A 15,238-nucleotide genomic window follows, 5' to 3' on the forward strand; every position below is an offset into this window, starting at 1 on the left:
TCCAGCTTGCCCTCGAAATACCTGCGGTGCGACATCTGTACTTTGCTCAAGTACGACATTACAACTTTGCCGTGACAAATAAAACTCCGATAATTTGTGTTATGTAAACTGACGAAGTTGCGGTCGAGCGGTCTTCACGTCCGAAAAATCCTCGATCAAAAATTTGCGCCTGAGAATCCCCACAACGCGAAACTTTCCCCTATAATTCGCGGCTTCCGTAGGCTCGTAGCTCAGCTGGTTAGAGCACCACCTTGACATGGTGGGGGTCGTTGGTTCGAGTCCAATCGAGCCTACCAACGACATTCAGACGCACCGTCGCGATCGTATCGCCACGGTGCGTTTTCATTTCAGGCGCGTCAGTCCCAGCAGTTGCGGAACGCCACCGCGACGATCACCGGCACCGTCAGCACGAGCGGAATCGCGAAGTACGGCACTTCGAGATGGACGATCCACGTATAGATCAACCAGGCGACGCCCAATGCGAGCGTGGCAAGTCCGATGAGCGCCGTCAGCACGTTGAGCGTGCGTGGCGTCATCCGCTTGCGGGAGGCTTCTTTGCCCGACGGAGTTTCCATGGCAGCGGGCGCATTCGAGCGCGATACGAGTACGTCTCAATTTTATACCGCCGTGCTCGCCGTCGTATTCGAATTCTTTTGACGAAACCGTCCGCCAACATCAGCAATGAAGGGCCATGGGAAGACTTTCCGAATCGAACTCGATGTCGTCGGGCAGACGGAATGTCGTTCCCGAAACGATTCGGCGCGCGGTCCATAACGCCGCGAATGCGTCAAGCACGTCGTCCAGCGACGCTTGCGCGGGCTTGCGCGCCGCGAGCGCCGTATCGATCGAGCCGCCGAAGCATCGCACGAGCAACGCGCGACGCAATGCGAATCCCGATGCAATCGCCTTGCTTTCGCGCAGGCCGTGCGCCGGATCGCCCTGCTCCATTCGCAGATGCATGAAGCTCAACTCGGGATGCACTTCGAAGACGCGCACATCTTCATCGGCGAGCGTGCGCAGCATGTCATCGACTTCTGCAATCTTGTTGCGAATGTGAAATGCCTGAATGGAGATTCGTTTTCCAGTGACGGCCTGATTGACCGCACACGCTTCTTCATAGCTCGACGAGACTAAAGCCGCGCGAATCGGCGGCGTAAAGACAGAGCTTGCGCGCGGACGTCCGAGTATTTTTCGAGCGAGCGTGTCACACGTCCGAACGCCATTCGATGAAAGACCGATCGGCATATCCACAGCAACGATAGCATTCGCGCGCTTCCATTCGAGCAGATCTTCGAAGCGGCCGATAACTTTCGTCGCGATCGTTCCGGTGCGACCGCATTGCTTCGCGACGAACCAGCCCGCCTTGCAGCCATCGACTCCGTACAGATCGGCATGTACATCGCGCTTAATGTTCATGCTGCGATCGTATCAACGTTCATGAAATCATGCGTATCTCTTGAACGCGGGAAAAAAGCCCGGCGGGAAATCGTTCCGGCCGGGTCAAAGCACGCCCCTGGAAATACTTAAAAGTTATGCCGTATGCCGAGCGTCACGGACAACTGGCGATCGCTGTTCGAATTCGGCAGATTGGGAATCTGCGCGTAATTCGCCGGTCCACCCGTCGCCGGATCGATGCCTAGTCCCGCGCCGACCGCCTTCTGCATGATCGCGACGCCATACAGCGCAGTACGCTTGGACAGCGCATAGTTCGCGCCGACGTTCACTTGATGAAAACGCGTCGATGAACCCCCGTCCGGCTTCGCATTGTTATAGATGTAGGCAAGCCCGAGTTGCAGGAACGGCGTCGCAGCATAAGTCAGATTCACTTCGCCGATATCGAACGCGATGTCGCGGCCCTGCGGATTAGCGCTATCGGCGAAGTACTGGCTATGCTCGAGACGACTATGCGTATAAGTCAGCGCGATAGTCGCCGGCCCGATTGCATAAGATGCGCCCGCGCCATACGCCTTCAACGCTTCCGCGTTCTGCAATTGACAATAGAGTGCCGACGGATTCGAACACGCGAAATCGCCGATGTAGCCGTTTGCTCCGCCCAAAGCCGCATCGAGCGGATTGTGCAGGTTCAGATAACCTGCGCTGATCGAGATGGGCAAACGCGTATAAGCCGCGGCGAACGAATATCCGCGCCGTTGCCCGAAGTCGCCTGCAATGCCGCCGAGGCTATAAGTGCCGCCCACCGAAAAGCCATTCCAGTCCGGGCTCGTGTATTTGATCGCGTTGTTGAAGTTGAACGCTTCGTTAAGGTTATCGACGTCGCCGATATGCGAACCATAAAGCGTCGCCCACGAATTGCTCGATACGTAAGGCCCGAGGAAATCGCTATACGAGTCGTATTGACGTCCGAGGGACAACGTGCCGAACTGTTCGTGCGCGAGGCCCACCCAAGCCTGACGGTTGAATAGCGCCCCGCCCTGCACCAGGCTTCCCGTTCCCGTATAGAAACTGTTCTCCACGTTGAATTTCGCTTGCAAGCCGCCGCCGAGATCTTCCACACCGAGCAAGCCGAAGCGTGAAGGCACGAGATTGCCGCCGGAGAACGCGAAGTTATGCCCCGAACCGACGCTCCCGTCCGCATTGGTGAATTGCTGATTCGTCGTATAAGTCAGCCCTGCATCCACCGTTCCATACAGCGTCACATTGCTTTGCGCCGATGCGCTCGCGCACACGGCGAGCGCCGCTGTCGAGACAAGTTGCCGCGCGATCGTTTTAGTTGTCATGCAAGCGTCCTCACGCGTAGTTGATCAGCACCGACTTGGTCTCTGTGTACATGTCGATCACCGCGCGTCCGAGCTCGCGCCCGAAACCCGACTGCTTGAATCCGCCGAACGGCATCGCGTTATCCAGCAGCGAGTGGCAATTGACCCATACCGTGCCCGCCTTGATGCGCGGCACGAGCTTGTGAATTTCCGAGAGATCGTTCGACCAGATGCTCGCGCCGAGTCCATAAGGCGTGTCGTTTGCCTTGGCGACCACGCTGTCGATATCGATGAACGGCATCGCGACGAGCACCGGTCCGAAGATCTCTTCGCGCACGACCCTCATCGAATGATCGGTATCGACGAGCACTGTCGGCTTCACGAAGAAACCGGCGCCGTCCTTGCGCGCACCGCCCGCGATAGCACGCGCGCCTTCATCGCGGCCCGCTTCGATATAGCTCAGCACACGATCCATTTGCCGTGCGGAAACCAGCGGGCCGATCTGCGTCGATTCATCGAGGCCCGGTCCCATCGGCAAGGATTGCGCGATCGCCGCGACACGCTCCATCACGCGATCGAATACTTTCTCGTGCACATAGACGCGCGAGCCCGCAGTGCAGACTTGTCCCGAGTTGAAGAAGATCGCATTGGCGACGCCTTCTGCCGCTTTATCGATATCGACATCCGGCAGCACGATAACCGGCGATTTGCCGCCGAGTTCGAGCGACATGCGCGTCATGTTATCGAGCGCCGCGTGACCGATAGCTTTACCCGTCGGCGTGGAACCCGTGAACGCGATCTTGTCGATGCCCGGATGACGCGCGAGCGCCGCGCCCGCCGTGCGGCCGAGGCCGGTGACGACATTCACGACACCCTTCTCGATGCCCGCCTCTTCGATCAGCATCGCGAGCCGCAATGCGGAAAGCGGCGTGTCTTCCGCAGGCTTCAGCACGACGGTGCAGCCAGTCGCGAGCGCGGGCGCGAGTTTCCACGATGCCATCAGCAGCGGAAAATTCCACGGAATGATTGCGCCGACGACGCCGACCGCTTCCTTGCGCGTATAGCCGAAGAAATCGTTCGACGGGCTATATGGAATCGATGCTTCCAGCGTGCTGCCTTCGATCTTGGTCGCCCAGCCGGCCATATAGCGGAAGCATTGCGCGGCCATCGACACATCGAGCCCGTGGGCGACCGTGACCGGTTTGCCATTGTCGAGCGATTCGATTTCCGCGAGCTCGCGCGCGTTCGCTTCGATAAGATCGGCAACGCGCAGCAAGAGACGCTCGCGATCGGTCGGTTTCATGCGCGACCATGCGGAGTCGTCGAACGCGCGGCGTGCGGCTTGCACGGCGCGATCGACATCGATTTCGTCGGCGCTCGGCACGCGTGCGAGCAGTTCTCCATCGGCGGGATCGATCACATCGAGTGTCGCGCCGCTCGCGCTATCGACCCATGCGCCATCGATGAGCATTTTTTTCGCCGATGCGAGGAATGCGCGCGTGGAATCGAGCATCGCGGGATGCTGGCTGTTATTCATCGGGTTGTCTCCTAGTAATGTTCCGGGACGGCGTTCACGCCGTTCTCCTGCAATTCCTTGACGAGCTTCATGCGGATACGCGCGACATCGGTGAGCGCGGGTCTGCGATGCGCCGCAATTTCTTCCGCCGTATAAGGCTTGAACGATGCGGGCCTCGATTGCTCGTTCATCGTCGCGAGCAACCAGTTCAAGACGTTCGCGAGCTCTGCGTCGTTCAATGCGGAATTGGCAGCGCCCGGTACTCGCATCACAAACTGACGGCCGTCGGGAAGCGAGACGAAATGACCGAGCGAGTTGCGCAATGCGGGCACCTTGCCGGGAATGCCCGAGCCGTCGGCGGTGTGGCATCCCATGCAATTGAGCACCCAGTCCTGTCGCGCGCGCGCCGCGTCGTACGCCTGCGTCTGCGATGCCGCCGTCGTCGACAGCGCGGCCAGCGTCGCAGCGACGAGCATCGCGCGCGGCTTCATAGCCCCAGGCCCTTCACGACTGCTTCGCGACGCTGGTGCACGGCGGTCTGATCGAGCGGGCCCGCGCGCCATGCCTTGACTTCGGCGACGTCGAAAGGCTTCGCTGAACCATGCTGCGCGTTCAGATCGAACACGACGTAGTTCAATACATCCGCGATCTCTTCATCGGAGAGCGATGCGAAGCTCGGCATCTTGAAGTTATAGCTTTTCTCCTTGACCTTGATCGGGCCGAACATGCCATAGAGCACGGTGTGCCCTAACTGCGCGCGGCCATCGGCAGAGCCCGCATATTTGCCGGGATATTCGACGAGCGGCGGCGCAAGTCCGTCCATGCCTTTTCCGCCTGCCTGATGACAGACCGCGCATTTGCCATCGAAGGTCGATTTGCCGCCCGGGTAATGCACTGTCTGTGCGAAAGCGCCCGAAGCAAAGCTCATTGCGCCGGCGACCAACGCCGCCATCAAAACACTTGCAGTCTTCATTGCGTTGTCGCTCCCAACAGGACCGATACCGAGCAGTGGTAATTCGAATTGCCGTTCGCCATGCACCAGTTGATATCGTTATTGAGCGATAGCTTGTAAAGCGGCTTTTCGCGTTCATTGCGATTGCAGAAGCAGCGTCCGCAGCTCGTCTTGCCGCAGCAGTCGTTGTACGACACGATGTAATCCGAGCCGTCGTGCGGATTGCGGCACGTACCGATCCACGTGATCGGCGAAGGCGTCGTGCCCGGCGGGCAACTGCTCGACGTGCCGCCACAGCAGCTGCAAAGCCAGCCGTCGATCGCGCAATACTTCCAGTAGTCGCAACTCGTCGGATCATCGCTCGCCGATGAACCCGGCTTCTTCGGCTCCGTTGCATAGGCGGTGCGATCGACCGGCAACAGCGGCACCATTGCCGATCCGACCAGCACTTTCCCGAGCTTCGCCATCGCGCTGCGCCGCGAACTGCGTTGCGCGACGCCGCGCGCCTTATGTTCGAAGAATGAATCCAGCCATTTCATGGACGCTCACCTGTAGGAATGGAAAAGTTATCGGCGTCTTCAGGCGTGCTGCCCGACTTGCGCTTCGTGGTCGTGATGGCCGTGATGCGCGTGGTCATCGTGCTTGCCGTGCACGAATTCCTGCAGCGACGCGACACCGCGTTCCTTCGCTTCGAACAGGCTTTCCAGATGTTCACGCGTGTTCACGAGACCTTTCGCGCGGACCTTGCCTTCGTCATCGAGCAGCACGGCATAGGGCAGCTTGCCGATCTGATAAGAAAGGCCGAGTTCCTGCGACAGCACATACGGATATTGCGAAAGACCGGACTTGCGATAGAACGCGGCGTGCTCTTCGAATTCGCCATCGCTGGCGAGCACGATGTCGACCGAACCTTCGCGCGCCTGGATCGACGGAAGCAAAGGCAGCAGCTTCTTGCACACGGGGCACGTCGGCGAAAGGAAGAAGACGAGCGTGTTGCGCTTCGAGTTCGACAGGCCGCCGACCTTCACTGCGCGGCCGGCGATATCGCCGAGTTCGAACACCGGTGCGATCGCGCCGACGGCCGGTCCCTTGTCGATCATGAGCGCGCCCGCGGGCATCATGCGTTCATAGAGAATGCCGACTTGGCGAACAAGTGCGAGACAGATCGCGCCGAGCGCGAGCAAAGCGGCCCACGACAGTGCGGCCGAAATCATCAGGGCGGTTTGCATCATGAATTCCTCAGAGAATCGAGCTTGGGAAGATTGACCAGCAGCACGTCGAGCGTGAACCACGCGGCGACGGCGAAAAGCGTGCAGGCGCCTGCGCTCAGATAGTCGAACCACATCAGCGCGCGGCTCGTAGCGGGAATGAGTGCGGCGGCCGCGAGCGCGGCGAGCATCAGAGCACGCGCGACGTGCCACCATCCGATCGACTTAGGCGTGCGCGTCGATGAGCTTGCTGCGACGAAGCCCGAGCAGCCACAATCGATGTCGGTATGACCGCGCAGCACGTTGATCGCGAGCGCCGCGCCGAAGAGCACGAAAAGCGCGGCCAGCACGATGGCGCTGACCATGCGGGTATCGGCGAACAAGACGCCGATCGCGCCAGCCGCTTCGAGTGCAGGCAACGCGAACGACAACGGCGTCACTGCGAACGACGGCAGCAAGGCGAACGCTTCGAGCGAAGCGCGAAAGCGTGATGGTTCGCGCCACTTCGGCGCCGTGCCCGCAAGTGCGATGATCGTCGCGCTTGCGATGCACACCATGAGAATGACGGGATCGATCATCGCGTCACCTCAAGGGTTGAGCAGCAACGTCGACGTCGTGCCGAGTTGCTTTTCGACGTGCTGGCGCTTGCCGGTCGTCGCGTCCATCACGACGAGATCGGATGTCGGCGTGAGGCCGTAGAAGAGCGGCTTGTCATCGGTGCTGACCTGAATCGCGAGCAGCGGATCGATCTTCTGCTTCGCGAGATCCCAGCGTGCTACGCGCTTCTTGCTCTGCGTGTCGTAGACCCAGATCTCCGTGCCCGGCTCTTTATGCGAACCGTCCGCGCCCTTGTGCATGGCCACGTAAAGACGATGTGTGCCCACATTCAGCGCGGTCTGCTGCAAGCCTCCCGGACGCCAGCCTGCCTTGCGTTCCTGATCGCTCAGCAAGGACCACGACGTTCCGAACACCGGTGCATCGCCGGAGAAATCGGCGGTACGCACGTTGCCGTTGAACGTGGTGAAGAGATACTGGTTGCCGTCGCGCACCGCGTTGATGAAGGCCGGGTCTTTATCGACGTCGATGAACGCGTCGGAGAGCTTGCGGCTCGCTTCCTTGCCGCTTGCATCGAGCTTGATGGTGAGCGCCTTGCCGCTCTCGCACAGTGCCGAGAAGCGGTCATTGCCGCTCGGATACGCGAGCACGCAAGCATCGGTGTCGATCTCTCCGAGAACCTTCTTCGCGGCCGTATCGATGACCGTGACCGATGTCGACGGCGTAATGTTCGACACGTAAAGTCGGCTACCGTCTTCCGAGAGGATCGTGCTGTAAGGCGTCGGCACGGTCTGACCGTGCTTGGCCGGGATCACGATTTCATCGGTCACCTCGAGCGTCGTGTTATCGATGATCTCGACTACATCGGTGCGTGCGCCATGGCTGCCGCGCGCGAAATACGTCGTCGCGACATAGCTCGTCTTGTGGTCGGGGGAGATCGTGAAGCCCGGAGCGAAGCCTGCATCGATCTCGCCGAGGAAGCGCTTCGTGTCGCCGTCGAAGACATGAACGCGCGCATCGGTCATGCTCGCAAACGACACATCCGTCACGAACACGCGATGCGGGCTATAGGGCGGGACCTTCGCAACCGTCAGTTCTTCCGGCTTTTCGGCCGCGCCCGCGTGCGGCTGACACGCAAGCAGTCCATACAGTAAGGCCCCCATGGCGGTGGCTAGCCGTCTCATCTCCATCTGTGCGTCTCCTTGTTTATCGTCGAAACGACTCTAAAGACGACAATAAAAAGAAGCACTTCGGAACCGGCAGCGCGTGCGTGCCGAAATGGAGCATTCGAAAGGGAGCCGACAGAGATGAGGCTTTTCGCGCAGATTTTCGAAGCACGAATGCCGATATCAAGCCGCGACAATGCGGCCTGTTATCGGCAACCAGGAATGCGTGAAGCGCTGTTCAGCGGGCGCGCGGCGTTTGAGAGGGAAGTTCGCCGAACAGGCTTTTGTAATCGCTCGCGAAGTGGCCGAGGTTGGAAAATCCCCAGCGCATTGCAGCCTCGCGAACCGGTACTTCGCTTTGCGATGTCGTCGTAAGAAGCCGTCTCACCTGAGCAAGGCGCACGGCTCGCAGATAACTTACAGGGTTCATCTGCGTGACGGATTGAAAGCTGTTTTGAATGGTGCGGCGGCTCACGCGCAGTTTTTCGCATAAATCCAGCACCGATATCGGCTGCTCCGGACGCGCAAGCACGAGATCGTGTGCGCGCCGCACGACGTCGGCGCGGCACGCATAAGTGAGCCGGTCCTCGCGCGTCGGTACATGAAACGTCAGGAGGTCGAGGATGCTTTCGGTGACCGTATGTGTGAAGCAATGCGCGCCATCATCGGACAAAATCGGATTCCGGTCCGCCAGCACGGTCTCGACCGCCGCGATGATGCGCTTACCCGCACGCGCGCCGGCCGCGCCGGGAATGCTCAGCACATGACGGCTGAGGATTTCGTCCTGCACATCGACGCCCGCCGCGTCCGCCGCTGAAGCAAGCAATTGCGCATCGATGGCGACGCCAAGCATCGACATATCGGGCGGCGAATGCAGAAGAAATTCCTTGTCGCCGGGCGCGACGACGAGCGCGTTTTCGTCGACCCGCACGCCCTGAAACGAGAACGGCGCGCCACCGCCGAGCACGAGTCCGAACGTGACGAATCCGGCCGGCAATTGCCCGCGCTGAACGATACGCACGTTCGCAGATTCCTGAAAGACCTGAACGCCCGCTAATGAAACCTGCTTCACCGTGCTGCGGAATGCGCCCTCGCCCACCTGGTCATAGCGCTGCTCCCACCCCGCCAGCGCATGCGCGTGGTGGTCGGCGTCCTCGAAGGTTTCGTAGTTGGCGTACATGCCCTCCTCCTGCTGCTTGCGTCGCCTCGACGCGACTGCTTATAGGTTTTCAATTTTTTGGCGTCAAGCTTTTCGATTCTTCTCCTCTAGTGCCTGTTGCGCAATCCTAGGAATGCACGATTGAAAAACGCATGCGCTCATGCGTAGGCGATCACGCGCTATCGCGAAGTTGAGTAATTACTTTAACTACTAGTTCGCAAGGATTGCACCCTGATAGTGCGCCCAAGAAGGTTCGCAGATCAGAAGTCTGCGTTTTGACCTCGCGACACGGCAAATCAGTCAAAAGCGCATCTATCGATAAATGCCGCCGATGTCGATTCAAATTTGCCTCACTGATGATCGCATCCCTTTTCGGCGAATTTGACGCCGATATCCTCCGCATCGACACTGCCTCACACCCGAACCTCACTTCCCAACCACCATGAAGCCCAAAAGCAAGCGCTATACATACGAGTGGTATGTCGTCGTGATCTGCATGCTGGCTTATGTGTTCTCGTTCATCGACCGGCAGGTGCTCGCGCTTATGATCGAGCCGATCAAGCGCGATCTGCATCTCAGCGATACGCAGTTCAGTCTCTTGCACGGCTTCGCGTTCTCGCTTTTCTACGCGGTGATGGGCATGCCGATCGCGTACCTCGCGGACCGTTTCGCACGTCCGCGCATCATCGCTGCGGGCATTGCGCTGTGGAGCGTCGCGACCGCGGCATGCGGCCTGAGTCAGAGCTTCGTTCACATGTTCGTCTCGCGCATGAGTGTCGGCGTGGGTGAAGCCGCCCTATCGCCGGGAACCTATTCGATGCTCGCGGATTTTTTTCCCAAGGAAAAGATGGGCCGTGCAATCGGCATCTATTCGCTCGGCTCGTTCATCGGCGGCGGCATTGCATTTCTTGTCGGCGGTTATGTGATTGCATTGCTCAAGCACGCGAGCGTGTTCGCCTTGCCGCTGGTCGGCGAACTACGCGCATGGCAATTGACGTTCTTCATCGTCGGATTGCCGGGTCTTCTCGTCGCCTTCGTCTTCATGCTGACGGTACGCGATCCCGCGCGCAAAGGACTTGCGCAGGACGGGTCGGGCAAGGTCAAGCGAGTCGCGATGGGCGATGCGCTGCGTTTCATCGCCAATCATCGCAAGACCTTTTTCTGCCACTACGTCGGCTTCTCGTTCTATGCGATGGGCCTGTACTGTCTGATGAGCTGGACACCTGCGTTCTATATGCGCCGTTTCGCTCTCTCGCCGGTCGAAACGGGTTATATGCTCGGCATCGTGATGCTCGTCGCCAATACGACGGGCGTCTTCTGCGGCGGCTGGCTCAGCGACTGGCTGCTGCGTCGCGGACACACCGATGCGCCGATGCGCGCAGCGTGGATCGGCGCGGCATGCATGCTCGCTCCTGCGATCGCGTTCACTCAGACGACGAGCCTCGCCGCATCGCTCGCATGGCTCGTCGTGGCGATGTTCTTCGCGTCGTTCCCGTTGCCGACTTCCGCCGCCGCCATGCAGGCACTTGCGCCGAACCAGATGCGCGCACAGATATCCGCGATGTTCCTGCTGGTATCGAATCTCATCGGACTGGGTCTCGGCACGACGCTCGTCGCGCTTATCACCGACAAGGTATTCGGATCGCCGCTCGCGGTTGGTCACTCGATGGCCATCATCAATGCCGTGGCGATCGGGCTTGCTGCCGTGCTGCTTTTCGTCGGATGCAGCCAATACCGATCGAGTCTCGAACGCGAAACGCGTGAAGCGCGCGTGACGATCGATAGCCCGGGCCTGCATGAGAGCATGCCCTCCGGCGCGACGCCGACACCTCGATATGCCGAGCGCTTGTGATCCATGTTGCTCACTCAACGCGCAACGTCGTGTCAATCCGTATGGTGCAACAAGGGCAACGCGAAGCAGCATTCCAGTCCGCCGCCCGCCGCGCGTTGCGCCCAGATCCGTCCTTCGTGACGCGACACGATGTTCTTGCACAGCGACAGGCCGATGCCGTTGCCGCCCGCCTTCGACGACGAGAAGCCGTCGAACAGGCGTTCGAGCGCATCATCGGGCACGCCTGGTCCGTCGTCGATCACATGCAGTTCGGCTGTCTTTCCGTTCGTCATCGCGGCAAGCGTGACGGTGCCGGCAGACGGTTTCATGCCGCTCATTGCTTCGACTGCGTTGAATGCCAGATTGAGGATCACCTGACCGATAAGCACGCGCTCGCAACGTATCGGCAACGGCTCGTGCGATGGCTCGATCCTGACCGTCACGCCTTCGTCTCGCGCGCGCAACTGGATGAAGTAAGCGACATCCGCGAGCACGTCGCGAAGATCGGTCTGAGCTTCGGCAGGCTCCCGCTTCACGATGAACTCGCGCACGCTCTTGATGATATGCGCCGCGTGCTCTGCTTGCCGGTCCGCTGCACGCAGGCCCCAGATCGCGCTGTCGATGGAATCTGGCTGCGCGAGCCGCTGAATCGCGCCTTCGATGAAGTTGCGCACGGCAGCGAGCGGCTGGCTCAACTCGTGTGCGATCGCGGTCGCCATTTCGCCCATAGCGTTATAACGTCCCGCGTATTCGAGCATCCGCGCTTCGCTTCGCCGGGCTTCCTCGATCGCCACTTCATCGCTGATGTCGCGGAAATGAACCAGTGTGCCGTCTTCGATATCGATGCGCCTGCACGTTATGCGCAGCCATCGTTTCGCGCCGTCACGACGCGTGATCGCATAGCGTTGCGCGGGCGTCGAATGTTGGCGCGTCGCACTGCGCAACTGGGTGACGAGCCGGTCGCGATCGGCTCTCGTGCAATAGTCGAGCGCGACGCCGAGCGGCGCATCGTTCGCGACACCAAGCACGCGTCGTCCCGATTCGCTGATGAAACTCACCTTGCCGCGCGGCGTCAGCACTGCAACGCCCTCACCCAGATCCTGCATGTATTCGCGCAAGCGTGTTTCATAGCGGCGCAATTTCTGCCGCATTGCATCTTCAGCGCTGATGTCGCGAAACTGCACCATCACAACTTCGCGTCCCGTGAGCGGTACGTATGTCGCGATTGCCTCGGACAGCATGTCGACGCCCGCGCGCGAGCGATAACACCACTCATAACTTTGCGGACCTTCCGTGATGGAGCGATCCATCGCATTCACGGCAATTTCGCGACGATACCTGATGTCGTCGCGCGTCATATCGTGCGCCTTGAGCGGAAGCAATTCTTCCACCGAAAAACCCAGCGCGATGCATGCTGCGCGATTGGCCCACACGATGGCCTTCGTTTCGGCCTCGTGTAGCAGCACGCATTGCGTCAGCGCATCGAGCAGGCGGTGGAAATCGTCTTCGGTGGGGAAGTTCATGTCGTGGCGCATGGGATACATGGTTGCAACGCTAACCATAGCATCGGCGCGTCCCGCACGTCCCTAAAGATTTCTTTAGCCGGACGGGAGGCCTCACCGAATCGCACGCTCGCCTTCCCAATTGTTTCCGCCTTTTTGCATTCCTAGACTGGCATTACTGCGTGTGGCTCGAAAGCACTTCAACTCAATCTCATGCGCCATACGAACGAAAAGGAGATGTCCCCATGTCAGCATCCGCGGTTGCAGTCGCCCTTCGCGACGATCTGTCCAGTCAACCCGACGCGATAGCGCTCGACGATGTGATCGCCGAAATCGCCCGGCGTCGCGATGAATTCGACCGCGTGTCGCACGTACCGCGCGATGTCATCGACAAGCTCAAGCGCGCAGGTATCTATCGTGCGGCCACGCCAAAACGATTCGGCGGTGACGCGCGCGCACCGGGAGAATTTCTGCAGATGATCGAGCGCATCGCTGTCGCTGACGGCTCCGCCGCATGGGTCGCGAGTTTTGGATCAGCGAATCTCTATCTCGCCGCGTTGCCGCTTGCGACGCAAGCTGCAATCTACGCCGACGGTCCCGACCAGGTGTTTGCGGGCGGCCTCTTCCCCGTTCAGAACGCACAGCCAGCATCGGGCGGCTATCGCGTGAGCGGCACATGGAAGTTCGCGAGCGGCTGCAAGGGCGCGGACTGGCTCGGCGTCGGCATCGGCACCAGCAAGCCGGGTGAAGCACCAGGCAAGCCGCGTACGGCCGTGTTTCGCCCCGCGCAAGTCGAGATCGTCGAGAACTGGAACGTCGTCGGCATGCAGGGCACCGGGAGTCACGATTTGCGCGTGACGGATCAATTCGTTGCTGAAGACTGGACGTTCGTTCGAGGTGGCCCATCAACGGTCGATGAACCGCTCTATCGCTATCCGACCATCGCTTATGCGGCGCAAGTGCTCGCCGTCGTGAATCTCGGTCTGGCGCGCGCAGCGCTCGATGTCGCGAATCATATGGCCGGAGGCCGCAAGACAACGACAGGCGCGCCGCAACTCGCCGACCGCGCCTACTACCGGATCGAGCTTGCAAAAGCGGAAGCACAACTGCGCAGCGCACGGGCCTTCTTCTACGAATCGACCGACAGCGTATGGCAATCGATTCTCGCGGGCAATGAAGTTATGCCGGAACAAGTGAGCCTGCTACGCCTCTGCGCAACGCAGATTGCGCGTGAGGGCGCCGATGTCGTGAATCGCGCCTATCGACTAGGCGGCACGATGGCGATCTATCGCACGCATCCATTGCAACGCCTGATGCGCGACGCGATGGTCGTCACGCAACACGCATTTCTCGGCGAAGGGAACTACGACGGCGCGGGTGCCGTGTTCGTCGGTGTGCCGCCCATTCCCGGCTATCTTTGATCCCCATTCATCGCATAACGCATAACATCAGGAGTAACGCTTCATGACCGATAACCGAAACCTGCCTTTGCGCGTGCTCTTTTGCTGCGGCGTAACGCAGAACTTTTTTGATTTGCCGCGCGAGAAGATCGGCGAAGTATGGCAAGCCTACGGCAAGATGCTCGCTGCTGTCGAAGCGATGGAGAACGTGCGCGTGCTGGGCGTGATGGACGACGATCGTCTCGTCGTCGGCCAATCCGATGGCGCGCCGTGGACCTTCTACATCATGGCCGACGTAGCAGACTTCGATACGGCCGCCGCGGTATGCAATCTCTATCGCACGACGCCCGTCGGCGAATACAGCCTGTGGCGTTATGGAAAGATCGAGGCGCGTGTCGGACGTGCATTGTCGGTGCCGTAACGCAACGCTCTGCACCGTCGCCGCATACATTGCGGCCGCTCTCGCTCATTAGAAAGGGAACTCGAACATGTCCAACAGAATCGCGCTCATCACGGGTGCCGCGCGCGGCCGCGGCGCCGGGGCCGCGCGCCGCTTTCATGCCGCAGGCTATAGGGTTGCGCTGGCCGATATCGCAATCGAAGCAACGCAATCGCTCGCATGCGAGCTGAGTGCGGACCAGAGCAGCGCATTCGCCATCAGGCTGGATGTGACGTCGAAGACGGACTTCGAACACGCACGCGATGCCGTGCATGAACGCTGGGGCCGAATCGATGCGCTCGTCAACAACGCGGGTGCATCGAAAGTCGTGCCCGTGATGGAGATTACCGCAGAGCAGTTCGATCAGGTCATCGATATCAATCTGCGCAGCGTGCTCTTCGGCTGTCAGGTATTCGGCCTCTATTTCGCGGATCGCGGCGCGGGTCGCATCGTCAATATCGCATCGCTGGCGGGACAGAACGGCGGTTCGGCGACCGGCGCGCATTACGCGGCCGCCAAAGGCGGTGCGATTACATTGACCAAGGTTTTTGCGCGCGATCTGGCCGCGCGCGGCGTGACCGTCAACGCGATCTCGCCTGGTCCGCTCGACCTTCCGATCGTGCATGAGAGCGTGCCTGCCGACAAACTCGACAAGGTTATCGCCGGCATTCCCGTGGGACGTCTCGGCTCGGCCGATTACATCGCCGACGTGGCCGTGCTGCTCGCATCACCGGATGCGTATTTCGCCAACGGTGCATGCTGGGACGTGAACGGCGGCCTTTACATGCGTTAG

Annotated in this window: 16 protein-coding genes and 1 tRNA gene; 5 read left to right on the forward strand and 12 right to left on the reverse strand. The window is 60.2% G+C overall.

Annotated elements, in window-relative coordinates; all coding sequences use genetic code 11:
- The first annotated feature begins 219 nt into the window (after positions 1 to 219).
- Positions 220 to 296, forward strand: a tRNA-Val gene (locus tag NCS02_RS17400).
- Positions 297 to 356: 60 nt separating this feature from the next.
- On the opposite strand, the gene NCS02_RS17405 is transcribed toward NCS02_RS17400, so the two are convergent.
- The 11 genes from NCS02_RS17405 to NCS02_RS17455 form a co-directional block, all read right to left on the reverse strand.
- A complete protein-coding gene (locus NCS02_RS17405) occupies positions 357 to 575 on the reverse strand; it encodes a hypothetical protein (protein WP_033536141.1) in 219 nt (72 codons plus the stop codon).
- A 100-nt stretch (positions 576 to 675) separates the two neighbouring features.
- Positions 676 to 1,416 carry a DUF429 domain-containing protein gene (locus NCS02_RS17410; protein ID WP_250523244.1) on the reverse strand — a complete coding sequence of 247 codons (741 nt, stop codon included), beginning with the start codon at positions 1,414 to 1,416 and terminating at the stop codon, positions 676 to 678.
- 107 nt (positions 1,417 to 1,523) lie between these two features.
- The gene (locus tag NCS02_RS17415) at positions 1,524 to 2,738 is read right to left on the reverse strand and encodes a porin (RefSeq protein ID WP_250502980.1); all 1,215 of its coding nucleotides are present in this window, start codon (positions 2,736 to 2,738) and stop codon (positions 1,524 to 1,526) included.
- A 10-nt stretch (positions 2,739 to 2,748) separates the two neighbouring features.
- Positions 2,749 to 4,254: an aldehyde dehydrogenase family protein gene (locus NCS02_RS17420; protein WP_250502981.1), complete on the reverse strand. Its 1,506-nt coding sequence runs from the start codon at positions 4,252 to 4,254 to the stop codon at positions 2,749 to 2,751.
- An 11-nt stretch (positions 4,255 to 4,265) separates the two neighbouring features.
- On the reverse strand, positions 4,266 to 4,724 hold the full coding sequence (locus tag NCS02_RS17425) for a c-type cytochrome (RefSeq protein ID WP_008353340.1): 459 nt from the start codon (positions 4,722 to 4,724) through the stop codon (positions 4,266 to 4,268).
- Positions 4,721 to 5,206 carry a c-type cytochrome gene (locus NCS02_RS17430; protein ID WP_175979344.1) on the reverse strand — a complete coding sequence of 162 codons (486 nt, stop codon included), beginning with the start codon at positions 5,204 to 5,206 and terminating at the stop codon, positions 4,721 to 4,723. Before NCS02_RS17430 ends, NCS02_RS17425 begins: the two co-directional genes overlap by 4 nt.
- Complete coding sequence (locus NCS02_RS17435) at positions 5,203 to 5,724, reverse strand: methylamine dehydrogenase light chain (RefSeq protein ID WP_175979345.1); 522 nt, start codon at positions 5,722 to 5,724, stop codon at positions 5,203 to 5,205. Before NCS02_RS17435 ends, NCS02_RS17430 begins: the two co-directional genes overlap by 4 nt.
- A gap of 39 nt (positions 5,725 to 5,763) precedes the next feature.
- Positions 5,764 to 6,417, reverse strand: coding sequence for a methylamine dehydrogenase accessory protein MauD (mauD, locus tag NCS02_RS17440; protein WP_250435832.1), 654 nt, complete (start codon positions 6,415 to 6,417; stop codon positions 5,764 to 5,766).
- Complete coding sequence (locus NCS02_RS17445) at positions 6,414 to 6,971, reverse strand: MauE/DoxX family redox-associated membrane protein (protein ID WP_008353336.1); 558 nt, start codon at positions 6,969 to 6,971, stop codon at positions 6,414 to 6,416. The genes mauD and NCS02_RS17445 overlap by 4 nt, the downstream gene beginning before the upstream one ends.
- Before the next feature lie 9 nt (positions 6,972 to 6,980).
- On the reverse strand, positions 6,981 to 8,111 hold the full coding sequence (locus NCS02_RS17450) for an amine dehydrogenase large subunit (protein WP_250519904.1): 1,131 nt from the start codon (positions 8,109 to 8,111) through the stop codon (positions 6,981 to 6,983).
- A 241-nt stretch (positions 8,112 to 8,352) separates the two neighbouring features.
- The gene (locus NCS02_RS17455; protein WP_250502983.1) at positions 8,353 to 9,294 is read right to left on the reverse strand and encodes a helix-turn-helix domain-containing protein; all 942 of its coding nucleotides are present in this window, start codon (positions 9,292 to 9,294) and stop codon (positions 8,353 to 8,355) included.
- Positions 9,295 to 9,715: 421 nt separating this feature from the next.
- Here NCS02_RS17455 and NCS02_RS17460 point away from each other — a divergent pair, with 421 nt between their 5' ends.
- Positions 9,716 to 11,125 carry a spinster family MFS transporter gene (locus tag NCS02_RS17460; protein WP_250456780.1) on the forward strand — a complete coding sequence of 470 codons (1,410 nt, stop codon included), beginning with the start codon at positions 9,716 to 9,718 and terminating at the stop codon, positions 11,123 to 11,125.
- A 32-nt stretch (positions 11,126 to 11,157) separates the two neighbouring features.
- Here NCS02_RS17460 and NCS02_RS17465 read toward each other — a convergent pair whose 3' ends face one another.
- Complete coding sequence (locus NCS02_RS17465) at positions 11,158 to 12,627, reverse strand: sensor histidine kinase (protein ID WP_250502984.1); 1,470 nt, start codon at positions 12,625 to 12,627, stop codon at positions 11,158 to 11,160.
- A gap of 224 nt (positions 12,628 to 12,851) precedes the next feature.
- Between NCS02_RS17465 and NCS02_RS17470 the strand changes: the two genes are divergently transcribed.
- The 3 genes from NCS02_RS17470 to NCS02_RS17480 all read left to right on the forward strand — a co-directional run bounded on the left by NCS02_RS17470 (position 12,852) and on the right by NCS02_RS17480 (position 15,238).
- Positions 12,852 to 14,027, forward strand: a complete 1,176-nt coding sequence (locus NCS02_RS17470) for an acyl-CoA dehydrogenase family protein (RefSeq protein ID WP_250502985.1) — start codon at positions 12,852 to 12,854, stop codon at positions 14,025 to 14,027.
- A gap of 43 nt (positions 14,028 to 14,070) precedes the next feature.
- On the forward strand, positions 14,071 to 14,427 hold the full coding sequence (locus tag NCS02_RS17475) for a hypothetical protein (RefSeq protein ID WP_250502986.1): 357 nt from the start codon (positions 14,071 to 14,073) through the stop codon (positions 14,425 to 14,427).
- Positions 14,428 to 14,494: 67 nt separating this feature from the next.
- The gene (locus tag NCS02_RS17480; RefSeq protein ID WP_250523245.1) at positions 14,495 to 15,238 is read left to right on the forward strand and encodes an SDR family NAD(P)-dependent oxidoreductase; all 744 of its coding nucleotides are present in this window, start codon (positions 14,495 to 14,497) and stop codon (positions 15,236 to 15,238) included.

It is taken from the genome of Caballeronia sp. NCF2 (assembly GCF_023631205.1).
Taxonomy (GTDB): Bacteria; Pseudomonadota; Gammaproteobacteria; order Burkholderiales; family Burkholderiaceae; genus Caballeronia; species Caballeronia zhejiangensis.

Bases quoted from the DNA above. Each gene is read 5' to 3' on its own strand.
- NCS02_RS17460 (WP_250456780.1), top strand. From the start codon at position 9,716: ATGAAGCCCAAAAGCAAGCGCTATACATACGAGTGGTATGTCGTCGTG.
- mauD (WP_250435832.1), bottom strand. From the start codon at position 6,417: ATGATGCAAACCGCCCTGATGATTTCGGCCGCACTGTCGTGGGCCGCT.
- NCS02_RS17450 (WP_250519904.1), bottom strand. From the start codon at position 8,111: ATGGGGGCCTTACTGTATGGACTGCTTGCGTGTCAGCCGCACGCGGGC.
- NCS02_RS17475 (WP_250502986.1), top strand. From the start codon at position 14,071: ATGACCGATAACCGAAACCTGCCTTTGCGCGTGCTCTTTTGCTGCGGC.
- NCS02_RS17435 (WP_175979345.1), bottom strand. From the start codon at position 5,724: ATGAAATGGCTGGATTCATTCTTCGAACATAAGGCGCGCGGCGTCGCG.
- NCS02_RS17445 (WP_008353336.1), bottom strand. From the start codon at position 6,971: ATGATCGATCCCGTCATTCTCATGGTGTGCATCGCAAGCGCGACGATC.
- NCS02_RS17480 (WP_250523245.1), top strand. From the start codon at position 14,495: ATGTCCAACAGAATCGCGCTCATCACGGGTGCCGCGCGCGGCCGCGGC.
- NCS02_RS17455 (WP_250502983.1), bottom strand. From the start codon at position 9,294: ATGTACGCCAACTACGAAACCTTCGAGGACGCCGACCACCACGCGCAT.
- NCS02_RS17420 (WP_250502981.1), bottom strand. From the start codon at position 4,254: ATGAATAACAGCCAGCATCCCGCGATGCTCGATTCCACGCGCGCATTC.
- NCS02_RS17415 (WP_250502980.1), bottom strand. From the start codon at position 2,738: ATGACAACTAAAACGATCGCGCGGCAACTTGTCTCGACAGCGGCGCTC.
- NCS02_RS17405 (WP_033536141.1), bottom strand. From the start codon at position 575: ATGGAAACTCCGTCGGGCAAAGAAGCCTCCCGCAAGCGGATGACGCCA.
- NCS02_RS17410 (WP_250523244.1), bottom strand. From the start codon at position 1,416: ATGAACATTAAGCGCGATGTACATGCCGATCTGTACGGAGTCGATGGC.
- NCS02_RS17425 (WP_008353340.1), bottom strand. From the start codon at position 4,724: ATGAAGCCGCGCGCGATGCTCGTCGCTGCGACGCTGGCCGCGCTGTCG.
- NCS02_RS17430 (WP_175979344.1), bottom strand. From the start codon at position 5,206: ATGAAGACTGCAAGTGTTTTGATGGCGGCGTTGGTCGCCGGCGCAATG.
- NCS02_RS17465 (WP_250502984.1), bottom strand. From the start codon at position 12,627: ATGAACTTCCCCACCGAAGACGATTTCCACCGCCTGCTCGATGCGCTG.
- NCS02_RS17470 (WP_250502985.1), top strand. From the start codon at position 12,852: ATGTCAGCATCCGCGGTTGCAGTCGCCCTTCGCGACGATCTGTCCAGT.